Raw genomic sequence first — 12,106 nt, forward strand, 5'->3', positions numbered from 1 at the left:
ATGAGGCGCGCGCGGATCACGCGTACGCCTGGATCGCGGCCTGGCCGTAGCCGTGTTCGTCCGCCTCGGCGGTGGGCCGGGTGCGGCGGCCGGGCACGCGTACGGAGGCGCGCTTCAGCCAGCGGTCGGTGCCGTCGTAGCGGGCCTGGAAGGGCACGCGGCCGTGGACGACGAGGTCGTTGTCGACGACCAGGACGTCACCGGGCTCCAGGCTGACGGCCACGGAGACGCGGGCCAGTTCGTCCGCCAACCGCCCGTACGCGGCGCGGTGTTCGGGGGTGGCGTCGTCGAGCGGCGTGTAGGCGGGGTCGAAGCGGAGGGTGAGGCCCTCCCCGGAGTCCCACACGGTCGGCACCTTCGGCGGCAGGCCGTCGAATCCCTGCGCCTCGGCGTAGGCGTCGTCGGGCAGGATCGGCAGCTCCGGGCGGGCCAGCAGCGCCACGTCCTCGTCGGCGAGCCGGGTCTTGCGGATGCTGGCGGCGGTGGTGGCGATGTGGTCGTGGTTGCGCATGCAGCCGAGCATCAGCAGGTGGGCGCGGCCGGGGTGGAAGGCGTCCTCGGTGTGCGGGCTGAGCAGGACGGCGCTGCTGGCGCCGGTCTGCTCCTGCTCGTGGCCGGGGCTGGGGACGATGTTGTGGACGAAGCGGCCGTCCTGCTGGCCGGCCCAGGCGATGGGGTTGCCCATCACGGTGGCGAGCAGCAGCAACAGCACGTCCCAGACGGCGCCGCTGTCGCCCGCGGCGGCCCAACTCAGCGGTGTGGGGCCGATCTCGGCGTCGTCGAGGGGCAGGCCGCGCAGCACGAACAGGCCGTCCGCGGTGTCGACCGGGCGGCAGTGGTGTCGAGTCGTCTCGCTCAGGCCGGCCGCCGTCTCGGCGACGCGCTCGAGGAGTTCGGGCCGGGTGGCCGAGCTGCCGAACTCGTCGAGGATCTTCTGCGCCGCTCGGGTCAGTTCGTCGATCGTGGCGGCATCGAGCGCACGGACGGGGGCGGGGGCGGTCGCCGGAGTCATGGCTGAGTGTTCCGTTTCCGTTGCGGGCGTACGGGAGGAGACCGGGCGCGAGGCCGGAAGAGGGCATGCGAGGAAAGGCCCCCCGTGAGAACCGGAGGCCTGGATGACGTGGCCGCGTCAGTGATCAATTGGGAAAGTAGCAGCGCTATTTAGGTAAGGCAAGCCTTACTGACGAGAACAAGTCGCCTTTGCCGGACGTTAGTTCACCGTTAAATCGCCTGTTCACCACCGATGCGGAGAAGATTTCGGACATCGCGTCCGGTAAGCGATTGCCCCCTTGTCACGACCACGCCTCTTAGGGTAGGCACACCTAAGTAAAATGATTTTCGGTCTGAACGACGCAAGGACGGACGCGTGGAACTGAATCGACGGCAACTGCTGTGGGCCGGTGGCGGCATCGGCGCGACGGCCCTGCTGGCAGCCTGCGGAGCCGACGGCGACAGCTCGTCCCCCGACTCCGCCAAGAACTCCACCGCCAAGCCCAAGGCCGGTGGCACCCTCCGCGTCGGCGCCCTCGGCCGGACGAACGCCATCACCCGGGATCCGCACGGCAGTCAGGCCAACGAGACCGACTACCTCATCCTGTCGCTCGTCTACGACACCCTCACCGTCCCCGGCACCAAGCCGAACACCCTCCCCCGCCTCGCCTCGTCCTGGACCTCCTCGGACGACATGAAGACCTGGCGCTTCACCCTCGCCAAGGGAGCGAAGTTCCACGACGGCACCCCCGTCACGGCCGAGGACGTCGTCTTCTCGCTCCGCCGGCTGCGCGGCACCCCGTCCGGCGCCTCGCGCCTGCCCGGCATCAAGGCCGAGAACATCAAGGCCGAGGGCACGGACACCGTCGTCCTCGTCTCCGACTACGCCAACGCCGAACTCCCGCTGCTCATGCGCCTGACGACCTTCGTGATCAAGAAGGGCACGACGGACAAGGACATCGAGAAGGCGCCCGGCACCGGCCCCTTCAAGCTGGAGTGGTTCCGCGGCGGCAACGCCCGCCTCGTCCGCAACGACGACTGGTACGGCGGCAAGGTCCTCCTGGACGCCATCGAGGTCAAGATCTTCGAGTCCCCCCAGGCCATGGCCAACGCCCTGCTCGCGGGCCAGATCGACGTCGCCTCCAACGTCGGTGCCGTCGCCGCCCGCACCGCCGAGAAGCGCAAGGACGTCCAGGTCGTCCGCCGCGCCAACGACATGGCGATGCCGATCGTCATGCGCACCGCCGCCGGCTCCCCCTTCGCCGACCCCAGGGTCCGCGAGGCGCTGCGCCTGGCCGTCGACCGCGAGGCCATGGTCAAGCAGGTGCTGTCCGGGTACGGCACGGTCGCCAACGACATCCTCGGCACCGGCGACCCCGGCTACGCCAAGGACCTTCCGCAGCGCACCCGTGACCTGGCGAAGGCCAAGTCGCTGCTCAAGGAGGCCGGTTTCGACCTGTCGAAGACGTACGAGCTGATGACGACCGAGGACGTCCCCGGCCTCGCCGAGATGGCCACTCTCTTCGCCACCCAGGTCCGCGAGGCGGACGTCAAGATCAAGGTGGTCAAGCAGGAGTCGGGCACCTTCTGGGACAAGACCTGGCTGAAGGGCGACCTCTACACCACCTATTGGGGCACCAACGACTCCGTCGTCTTCTTCGCCAGCAAGGTCCTGGTCTCCGAGAGCGGGACGAACGAGACCGGCTGGAAGGACCCCGCCTTCGACGCCGCGTACCGCACGGCCATGGCCACCAAGGACCCGGCGGCCCGCGCCAAGCTGCTGCACGACGTACAGAAGATCCAGTACGAATCCTCCGGCTACCTGCTGTGGGGCATGGCCGACGGCATCGACCTCGCCAACGCCGCCGTGCAGGGCCTGCCCACGCTCCCGGGCTACGGCCGGGTCCAGCTCGAGCGGGCATGGCTGAACCGCTGACGGACACCGCCGCGCGGCCGGGCACCGGGACGACCGGAGGGAAGACCTCCGCGCCGTCCCGGCCCCGGCCGTTCGCGGGTGTCCCCCTCCTCGGCCCCCTGCTGCGCCTCCTCGGCCTCCTCGCGCGCCGCGCCCTGCTGCTCGCCGCCCTCCTGGCCACCCTCTTCGCCGCCGTCGAGCTGCTCCCGGGAGACGCGGCGACGGCCACCTCCGAACGCGGCGAGAGCGCCGCCGACCTCGCCGAGCGGCGCCGGCTGCTCGGCCTGGACCGCCCGGTGCTCGAACGGTTCGCGGACTGGATGACCGGCCTGCCCACCGGCGACCTGGGCACCTCGGCGCGCGGCGAACCGGTCGCCGACCTGCTCTCCCGCCCCTTCCCCAACACGCTCCTGCTCGGCGGCCTGGCCCTGCTGGTCACGCTCCTCGCCTCGCTCGCCCTCGGCGGCTGGGCCGCGCTCAGGCCCGGCGGCAGGACGGACCGGGCGATCTCCGGCAGTGCGACGGCCGTACTCGCACTGCCCGAATTCGTCGTCGGTGTCGCGCTGGTGCTGGTCTTCGCCCAATGGCTGGAATGGCTGCCGGCCGTGACCCTCGCCGACAGCGACGGCGCGCCCGCGTCCTGGCAGATGCTCGTCCTGCCGGTCATCGCGCTGTCCGTCCCGCAGATCGGCTGGAACACCCGGATCGTCCGGGCCGCCCTCGCCGACGAGGCCAGGGCTCCGCACGTGGAGACCGCCGTCCTCGACGGGCTCCCGAGCCACCGCGTCCTCCTGCACCACGTGCTGCCCGGCGCGCTGCCCGCCGTCGCCGCGGGCATCGCCACCTCCACCGGCATGCTCCTGGGCGGCGCGGTCGTGGTGGAGACCATCTTCAACTACCCCGGGCTCGGTGCCGTTCTCGCGGGCGCCGTCACCGACCGCGACAGCCCCGTCATCGCCGGAGTCGTCGCCGTGACCGGCGCCGTCATCACCTGCGTACTCCTGCTCGCCGACCTCGTCCGGGCCTGGGCCTCCGGAGGACGCCTGTGACCACCGCACCTCCCGCGCGGCGCACCCGACCCCTCCGGGCCACGCTGCCGCGCACCCTCCCCGCACTGCTCCTGGTGCTCCTCGCCGTGGCCGGGCCGTGGCTCGCCCCGCACGCCATCGACGCCCCGCTCACCGCCCCGTACGCGGAAGCCGGCGACGGAGCCCTCCTCGGCGGCGACCAGCTCGGCCGCGACGTCTGGACCCGGCTCCTCGCCGGCGGGCGCGCGCTCATCGCGACCTCCCTCGTCGTGGCCGCGCTCGTCACCGGGACGGCCGCCGTCCTCGGCACGGTCGCCGCCCTGCGCCCGGGGATCGGACGGGCCATCGACAGGGCGGCCGACGTCCTCATGCTGCTGCCGCCGGTCCTCGGCATCCTGCTGGTCGCCCTGTCCTGGCCGGCCGGCGGGCGCGTCGCGCTGATCGCCGCCGCGTACGTCCTCGGCGTGCCGTACGCGGTACGGCTGGTGGCGGCGGCCGCCGCACCCGTCGTGGCGTCCGGCTACGTCGAGGCGGCGGCGGCCGGCGGCGAGCGCCTCGGACAGCTCGTGGTCAGGGAGGTCCTGCCCAATCTGCGCGCCACCCTGCTCGCCCTGTTCGGACTGCGGTTCGTCGCCGCCGTGTACGTCGTCGCCACGGCCGGCTTCCTCCAGGTGGGGCCCCAGCCCCCCGCCGCCGACTGGGCCCTGATGATCCGGGAGAACGCCGGCGGCATCCTCCTCAACCCCTGGGCCGTGCTGGCCCCCAGCATCGCCATCGGCCTGCTGGCCATGAGCGTCAACCTGGCCGCCTCGGCGCTCGTCCCGCACGGCGGCCGCAAGGCGGTGACCGCGCTGTGAACCACATGCCCGACTGGTACACGGACCAGCAGCCGTCGGCGGACGGGACCGCCGTGCGCGTCGACGGCCTGACCGTCACCGGACCCGACGGCCGCCCGCTCCTGGAGAACGGCGGCCTCGAACTCCGCGCGGGCCGGGTCGTGGCCCTCACCGGCCCGTCCGGCTGCGGGAAGACCACCCTGCTGCGGGCCGTCGCCGGCGTCCTGCCCCCCGGCGCCCGCAGGTCGGCCGGCACCGTCGACGTCCTGGGCCACGACCCCTTCGCCCTGCCCGACGCGGAGCTGCGCGAGCTGCGGCGCCACCGCCTCGCGTACGTCGGCCAGGACCCCGGCTCCGGACTCAACCCCCGGATGAAGGTCCGCCGCCTGCTCGCCGAGGTCGCCGCGGACCGCGGCCCGGGGGCCATCACCGCGCTCCTCGAAGAGGTACGGCTCCCCACCGACGGAGACCTCGCCGACCGCCGCCCCGGTGGCCTCTCCGGGGGCCAGCAGCGGCGGGTCGCCCTCGCCCGCGCGCTGGCCCGCCGCCCGGCGGTCCTCCTCCTCGACGAACCCACGGCCGGCCTCGACCCGCACCTGCGCGACGAGATCGGCGAGCTCCTGCGTCACCTGGCGGAGCGTCACCACATAGCGATCGCCCTGTCCTGCCACGACGCCGATCTCGTCAGCCGGCTCGCCGACGAGGTCGTGGAACTCCACGCGGGAACACCCACGCGGCCCGCCCGTATCCCCTCTCCCCGAGCCGCCTCCGACGGCCCCGCCGCGTCTCCCCTGCTGACGGTCACCGGTCTGACGGCCGCCTTCACCCACCGCGGGCGCCGCGTCCCGGCCCTGCACGGCATCGACTTCACCCTGCCCACGGGCGGCAGCCTGGGCCTGGTCGGGGCGTCCGGATCCGGCAAGACCACGCTGATGCGCACCGTCGTCGGCCTGCACCCCGCCACCGGCGGCACCGTCACCCTGCACGGCGACGCGGTGCCCGCCTCCGCCACGCGCCGCAACCGCGAACAGCGCCGCGCCGTCCAGCTCATCCCCCAGAACCCCCTGGGCACGCTCAACCCGAGCCGCACCATCGGCGCGGCCATCCGCCGTCCCCTCGCCCTCCACGACCGCACCCCCCGCCCGCAGCGGGACGAACGGGTCCTGGAGCTCCTCGAACAGGTCGGCCTTCCCGCCGACTTCGTGGCCCGCTACCCCCACGAGCTGTCCGGTGGCCAGCGCCAGCGCGCCTCCATCGCCCGGGCCCTGGCGGCCGACCCCGACATCCTCGTCTGCGACGAGGTGACCTCCGCCCTCGACCCGGAGACCGCCGAGGCCGTCATGAACCTGCTGGGCGAACTGCGCGCCCGGAGGAACCTCGCCCTCGTCCTGATCAGCCACGACCTGCGTCTGGTGGCGGACCGCACCGACAGCATGCTGGTGCTGTCGGAAGGCAGGATCGTCGAACACGGCCCCACGGCGGAGCTCTTCGCCCGCCCCGCCCACCCCGTGACGGCGGCGCTGCTGGGAGCCGTACCGGTCGAATGACCGTAGGAAGCGTGGACCGGCCCCGGCCCGGCAGGCGGGGGCCGGTTCGGCAGGCGGGGGGGGCCGCCCCCAGGGTGGCGGCCTACGCGCCGCCCCACGTGTCACCGGAGTCCCCGCCACCGCCGTACGGCCACGGCTCGTCCGTCCCGAAGTGGACCCACAGCCAGTAGGCCCCCAGACCGAGCGCCAGCAGACCGACGGGAATGAGGACGGCCAGCAGTATCGTCACCACCACGTCCGACTCCTCCGCCCGGCGTGTCCGGGGCGACGAACAGGTCCGCGCATCGCTCCCGGGCTTCACCTTCCTACTCGGCCTTGTGCATACTCCACAAGAGGCGGAACCGACCGCCTGAACCGGAGGTTGGCGGATGGACCAGACCCTCCTGACGAAACTCCTGATCGCCGGCGGTGTCTTCGCGGCGATCCTCCTCGTCGGCCTCCTGCCGATGCTCCTCATCCAGACGCCCAAGGAATGGTGCCGCACCTGCAAGCACCAGAGCTACGACCACGAGGGCGGCACCGGACAGTGCACGGGAGACGACTTCGCCACCGGGGAACTCGCACCGTCCGGCACCTGCCGCTGCTGGGCGTACGTGTCGAACAGGGAGCCCCGATGAGGGCGGCCGCCCCGGCTCCCCCTCCCCCGCCTCGTAGAGGCCAAGTGGCGCGAGCAGTCCGGTAGTTCGCCGGCCATCGCCCGCAGGCATACTGGACGCGCATCCGGATCGCGACGGGGGAGCGTGCCACACATGGGGCTGGGTACGGAGGGCGGGGACCTGCCGGGACGCATCGGCGGGTACACCCTGGAGCGGGAACTGGGTGCGGGCGGCATGGGGACGGTGTACCTGGCGCGGTCCCGTGGCGGCCGCACCGTGGCCGTCAAGGTGGCCCGGCCCGAGCTGGCCGCCGATCCGCACTTCCGCGCACGGTTCCGGGCCGAGGTCGAGGCCGCCCGAAAGGTCGGCGGCTTCCACACGGCGCCGGTCGTCGACGCCGACCCGGACGCCGCGACGCCCTGGCTGGCCACCGCCTACATCCCGGGGCCCACGCTGTCGAGGATGCTCGGCGAGCGAGGCCCGATGGACGAGGAGCGACTGCGCCTGCTGGGCGCCGCCCTGGCGGAGGCGTTGCAGGCCATCCACGCCTGCGGGCTGATCCACCGCGACCTCAAGCCGGGCAACATCATCATGGCCGACGACGGCCCCCGCGTCCTCGACTTCGGCATCGCCCGCGCCCTGGAGTCGACCCGGCTCACCTCCACCGGCACGGCCTTCGGCACGCCCGGCTTCCTCGCCCCCGAGCAGGCCCAGGGACTCGAAGTCGGCCCCGCGGCAGACGTTTTCGCGCTGGGGGCGGTGCTGGTCGCGGCGGCTGGCGGCAGCGCCTTCGGAGAGGGCACGCCGATGGCGCTGATGTACCGCTCGGTGCACGAACAACCGGACCTGTCCGCCCTGCCGGGTGAGATACGGCCGATGGTCGCCGACTGCCTGTCGAAGGACCCGGCGCAACGGCCCACGCCAGAGCGGCTGTTGGACCTCCTGTCCCCGGAACCGCCCTCGGATGCCCCGCACTCGGATGCCCCGCCCTCGTACACCCCGACCGTGTCCGCACCCGCCTTGCCCACACCGGCCCGGTCGGCCCCGCCCACGCCGACCGCCACCCCCACCGCCGGTGCCATCGAGAGTGCCGCGACCGTCACCGCCACCCCGACCGCCGAGCCCCGGACCCAGGAGCCGACGGCCGCTCCGCAGAGCGTGCGGCGCCCTGGCGTGGTCGTCGCCTCCGTGCTGGCGGTGGCCCTGCTCCTGATCGGCGGGGCCGTCTACGCCACGTACGCACTGAAAGAGCCGGAGAAACCGTTCCCCGAGGCCACCCACGAGCTCACCCTGCCCACCTCGATCATGGGAGGCACCTACGTCCAGGACGCCGGACGATCGGACTCGCCCAGCGCCATGGAGGACGATGCCGTCACCAAGGACGCGACGCGCGTCTCCATCACCTACACCGGTACCTCGAAGTCGAGGTTCGGCACCCTGCAGGTGTCCGGCTGGTACGGCCGGCTCAAGGACCCGGAGCGGCAACGGGACGCGCACATGAACGCCGTGACCGAGGCCCTCGATGCGAGGAGCCTCGTGCCGCGCCAGGAGTTCCGCCTGCCCGGATCCGACGTCGAGTTCAGCTGCGAGATGGTCAATTACCTCACCGTGTGCGCCTGGGCCGACGACAACACCGTGGGCTCCGTCTCGTTCGAGCCGGCCACCGCCTCTCTTGACGTCGCTGCCGCGGAGACCCGCAAGATCCGCGACGACATGCGCAAGCCGATCGTCCGATAGGCCCCTGGGCCGCCCGGACGCCCTGGACGCCACGGTCTCCGGACGGCGCGCGCCGCGGTTACGCTGTGCCCCCGGAGCACGCCGGAGCATGGGCGTGGGACAAGGTGAGGAGCTGGGTGATGGGCACACACGAGCGCTGGACGCGGCTCCTCGACGCGCTCGGTGAGCGGGGCAGCATCGAGGTGGGCGAGGCCGCCGAGCTGCTCGACGTCTCCCCCGCGACCGTCCGCCGTGACCTGGAGGAACTCGCCCGCCAGCAGCTGCTGACCCGGACTCGGGGCGGTGCGGTGCTCAGCGGCGTCACCTACGACCTGCCCCTGCGCTACAAGACCGCCCGCAAGGCCGACGAGAAGCAGCGGATCGCCCGCGCCGCGGCCGCCCTCGTCCCGCCCGGCGCCGTCCTCGGCCTCACCGGCGGCACCACCACCTCGGAAGTCGCCCGCGAACTGGCCACCCGCCCCGACCTGGCCGAGCACACCTCCGGGACCGCACTGACCATCGTCACCAACGCCGTGAACATCGCCAACGAGCTGGCCGTCCGCCCGTATGTGAAGACCGTCGTGACGGGCGGGGTCGCCCGCCCCCAGTCGTACGAGCTGACCGGCCCCCTGACCGCCGCCGTCCTGCAAGGCCTGTCGCTCGACTACGCGATCCTCGGCGTCAACGCCGTCGACCCGGGCTTCGGCGCCTCCACCCACGACGAGGGAGAGGCCAGCGCCAACCGGGCCATGGCCGAACGAGCCGACAAGATCGTCGTCGTCGCCGACTCCACCAAACTCGGCCGACGGGCCTTCGCCAGGGTCTGCACGATCGCGGAGATCGACGTCCTGGTCACCGACCACGACGCCCCCGACGACCTAGTCGAACAACTCACCCAGCAGGGCGTCGACGTCCACTGCGTCTGACAGCCACCACAGCCGTCGTCGCGGCCTTCCCCCGACTCCCCGGCGGTCGAGCCGCATAGCGTGGCGCCTGTCACCGGTGGGGCGGCTCGCCGGCCCTGTCGCGCTTCTGCACCGTAGACGTGGACCTGCCGCTTGCCCCCGCGTACGAAAGGGGCCGCAAGGGCCATGGCATTCGGAAGACGCAAAGGGGCGGCCGGGGGGCTTCTGGCCGTGGGAGCGGTGGTCGCCTCCTTGGTAGGGGCTCCGCAGACGGTCGCGGAGGAGGTGCCGACAGCGCCCAAGCCGGTGCTGCGGGTGATCTCCTGGAACATCTGCGGCGAGGCGGGCGGCGCCCGCACACAGACGGGCTACTGCCCCCGCCGCAACGACGTCGCGGCCAAGGTCGCCGCCGTCGCCTCCCTCGCCCGACAGCACCGCGCGGACGTGCTGCTGCTCCAGGAGACCTGCGGTTACGGGGACGGGGACGTCCCTGAGAACAAGGCGAGCAGCCATCTGGCCCATCTGGAGACGACCCTCGGCACGGAGGGCTGGCAGTTCGCCTTCGCCAAGGGCAATCGCCCGGAGAAGCGCCCCGGAGGCGAGACGGTCTACAACAGCGACTGCCGTGGCGCCGTGGGCGGTGATGTCGGGGTGGTCCTCGGGGTCAAGGGGACCCTCAAGGACGTGCAGCGCTTCGACACCATGCCGAAGGACGACCCCACCATCGCCTCCGCCTACGCGAACCGGGTGCTGCCCGCACTGTGCGGGCGCCTGGAAGGCTGGCCCGACAAGGTGTGCAGTACGCACCTGATCCCCGGGGACGGCGCGGAGGCGGCCGAGAACGCCCGCGCCAAGCAGTCCGCGCGGATCCGCAGCACTCTCAAGGACGACTTCGCCAAGGGCCTGGTCATCGGCGGCGACCTGAACGCCCGTGAGACCTCGTCCAGCCTGGCTGACTTCACCGCCCAGCCGGGCGGTCTGCACCGTTACACCAGCGACGAACACACGCGGCAGAGCTGGCCCTTGGGCCAGAGGGACCCGAGCCGCAGCCGTAGGGCGGCCTGCGGCTGCACCCGGGGGACGGCACCGGCAACCACGGTCCATCGGTCTCCGTCCACGCGTCGAAGCAGTGGGCCGGCACCTCCGTGACCCACCGCGGCGACTGGACCGGCGACGGCCTGGAGGACGTGGTCGCCCGCTTCGGCACCGAGCTGCGCCTCTACCCGAACAGGGGCGGCGGGCAGGTCGACACGTACCAGGTGCTCGCCACGGGCCTGGAAAGCGGCGCCAAGGTGATCGGCGTCGGCGACACCGGCGGGGACGGCTTCCCCGATGTGGTGGTCCAGAACCCCGTCTCCGACGAGCTGTTCCGCTACGACGGTCTGCCCGGCTCCGCCCCGTCGGTGAAGGCCCCCGTGCGGGTCGGCCATGGCGGCTGGAGCGTGATGGACCTGACGGCCGCCGGTGACGCGGACGGGGACGGCTTCCCGGACTTCCTGGCCCGCAATCGCAGCACGGGCGTCCTGTACCTCTACCGTGGCGGCGACGGGGTCAAGGACGCGAACGGCACGATCCCCCGCCCGATCGGCTCCTTCGGCGCCCGTATCCCCTACGGCAGCGGCTACACCACCGCCAGCCGGCCCCTGATCGCCGGCGCCCACGACGCGAACGGCGACAGGGTCGCCGACATGTGGACCACGGCCGTGGACGCCTCGGGCGTCCACACCCTGCTGTTCTACGCGGGCGAGGTGGACGACACCACCGGCACGCCGCCCGACGGCCCCTCGACGAGGGTCGGCGCGGGCGACTGGTCGGTCTACAGCGCCTTGAGCTGATCCGATCCGATCCGGTCCGATCCGATCCGGTCCGGTCCGGTCCGGTCCGGGTGAGCGCGGGCGGGCGGAGAAAGCCTTCGCCCGCCCGCGCCTCGCGCCCGGCATCCCGCCCGGTATCGCGCTCGCTCAGCGCTGGATCTCGAGCCGCGCCCTCTCGTTCGGCGTCGCGATGTCCCAGAAGCGGGCGATGCCCCGAGCGTTGCGGTAAATGCCCGTGCCGCCGGTGACGGCCATGTCGAGGGAAGCCGTTCCCTTCGTCCACAACGACTGCATCGTCACGGAACCCTGGGCGACTTCCATCGTGATCACGCACTGCGACGTGAGTTCTTCGCCCTTCAGATGAATGACCTGACAGGTTCCGCCCCCTCGTCCGACACTTCGCCCGTCCTTGATCGCCGTGCCGGAATACACGTCCATGTCACCGAGGCTCGGCCCCGCGGGGCCGAGATCGACAGCCGTGTACTGATCGTTCTGCACCTTGAGTTCGAGCACCTCGACCCGCCCCTTTTCCGGAACTCCGGCATTCGCGCTGCCGACTGCCCCGAAGCCGACCGCGACCACGGCGAGCGACGCGGCGGCGAACCTCATGAGCGTCGCTCGCCTGCGCGGCTTCGAAGTGGATGCAGAACCGCTGGTGATCATGATGAACACTCCCTCTTTCCCTGTGCATTCGATGAGCGGACGACTTCGACGCGATGCGTGGGACGATCACGGCCGTTGCTCGTCGACCCAGCCGCG

Annotated in this window: 12 protein-coding genes; 9 read left to right on the forward strand and 3 right to left on the reverse strand. The window is 72.4% G+C overall.

Translation table 11 applies throughout. The features are described from left to right. Window positions 1-16: 16 nt before the first annotated feature. The gene (locus ACFY7C_RS06000) at window positions 17-1,012 is read right to left on the reverse strand and encodes a TauD/TfdA family dioxygenase (protein WP_389644377.1); all 996 of its coding nucleotides are present in this window, start codon (window positions 1,010-1,012) and stop codon (window positions 17-19) included. A 354-nt stretch (window positions 1,013-1,366) separates the two neighbouring features. Between ACFY7C_RS06000 and ACFY7C_RS06005 the strand changes: the two genes are divergently transcribed. Genes ACFY7C_RS06005 through ACFY7C_RS06020 form a run of 4 tightly spaced genes read left to right on the forward strand, consistent with a single transcriptional unit; the run spans window position 1,367 to window position 6,316 of the window. Beyond that, entirely contained in the window at window positions 1,367-2,926 is a 1,560-nt protein-coding gene (locus ACFY7C_RS06005; protein WP_389644380.1) for an ABC transporter substrate-binding protein, read from the forward strand. Next, a complete protein-coding gene (locus tag ACFY7C_RS06010) occupies window positions 2,911-3,954 on the forward strand; it encodes an ABC transporter permease (protein ID WP_389644383.1) in 1,044 nt (347 codons plus the stop codon). Before ACFY7C_RS06005 ends, ACFY7C_RS06010 begins: the two co-directional genes overlap by 16 nt. Further along, on the forward strand, window positions 3,951-4,790 hold the full coding sequence (locus ACFY7C_RS06015) for an ABC transporter permease (protein WP_389644385.1): 840 nt from the start codon (window positions 3,951-3,953) through the stop codon (window positions 4,788-4,790). The genes ACFY7C_RS06010 and ACFY7C_RS06015 overlap by 4 nt, the downstream gene beginning before the upstream one ends. Then, window positions 4,787-6,316 (forward strand): ABC transporter ATP-binding protein, encoded by a 1,530-nt coding sequence (locus ACFY7C_RS06020; RefSeq protein WP_389644388.1) that lies wholly within the window; start codon window positions 4,787-4,789, stop codon window positions 6,314-6,316. The genes ACFY7C_RS06015 and ACFY7C_RS06020 overlap by 4 nt, the downstream gene beginning before the upstream one ends. A gap of 82 nt (window positions 6,317-6,398) precedes the next feature. Here the strand turns inward: ACFY7C_RS06020 and ACFY7C_RS06025 are convergent, their stop codons facing one another. Then, entirely contained in the window at window positions 6,399-6,551 is a 153-nt protein-coding gene (locus tag ACFY7C_RS06025; RefSeq protein ID WP_389644390.1) for a hypothetical protein, read from the reverse strand. Window positions 6,552-6,684: 133 nt separating this feature from the next. Here ACFY7C_RS06025 and ACFY7C_RS06030 point away from each other — a divergent pair, with 133 nt between their 5' ends. From ACFY7C_RS06030 to ACFY7C_RS06050, 5 genes are all read left to right on the forward strand, one after another. After that, window positions 6,685-6,933 (forward strand): hypothetical protein, encoded by a 249-nt coding sequence (locus ACFY7C_RS06030; RefSeq protein WP_389644392.1) that lies wholly within the window; start codon window positions 6,685-6,687, stop codon window positions 6,931-6,933. A 132-nt stretch (window positions 6,934-7,065) separates the two neighbouring features. Beyond that, a complete protein-coding gene (locus ACFY7C_RS06035) occupies window positions 7,066-8,649 on the forward strand; it encodes a serine/threonine-protein kinase (RefSeq protein ID WP_389644395.1) in 1,584 nt (527 codons plus the stop codon). Between the two features lie 119 nt (window positions 8,650-8,768). Next, the gene (locus tag ACFY7C_RS06040) at window positions 8,769-9,554 is read left to right on the forward strand and encodes a DeoR/GlpR family DNA-binding transcription regulator (protein ID WP_389644397.1); all 786 of its coding nucleotides are present in this window, start codon (window positions 8,769-8,771) and stop codon (window positions 9,552-9,554) included. A 165-nt stretch (window positions 9,555-9,719) separates the two neighbouring features. Further along, window positions 9,720-10,682 carry an endonuclease/exonuclease/phosphatase family protein gene (locus ACFY7C_RS06045; protein ID WP_389644399.1) on the forward strand — a complete coding sequence of 321 codons (963 nt, stop codon included), beginning with the start codon at window positions 9,720-9,722 and terminating at the stop codon, window positions 10,680-10,682. Continuing rightward, on the forward strand, window positions 10,679-11,368 hold the full coding sequence (locus ACFY7C_RS06050) for an FG-GAP repeat domain-containing protein (protein WP_389644401.1): 690 nt from the start codon (window positions 10,679-10,681) through the stop codon (window positions 11,366-11,368). The genes ACFY7C_RS06045 and ACFY7C_RS06050 overlap by 4 nt, the downstream gene beginning before the upstream one ends. Window positions 11,369-11,494: 126 nt before the next feature. Here the strand turns inward: ACFY7C_RS06050 and ACFY7C_RS06055 are convergent, their stop codons facing one another. After that, entirely contained in the window at window positions 11,495-12,010 is a 516-nt protein-coding gene (locus ACFY7C_RS06055; protein WP_389645991.1) for a hypothetical protein, read from the reverse strand. Window positions 12,011-12,106: the final 96 nt, after the last annotated feature.

It is taken from the genome of Streptomyces sp. NPDC012769 (genome assembly GCF_042901205.1).
Lineage (GTDB): Bacteria > Actinomycetota > Actinomycetes > Streptomycetales > Streptomycetaceae > Streptomyces.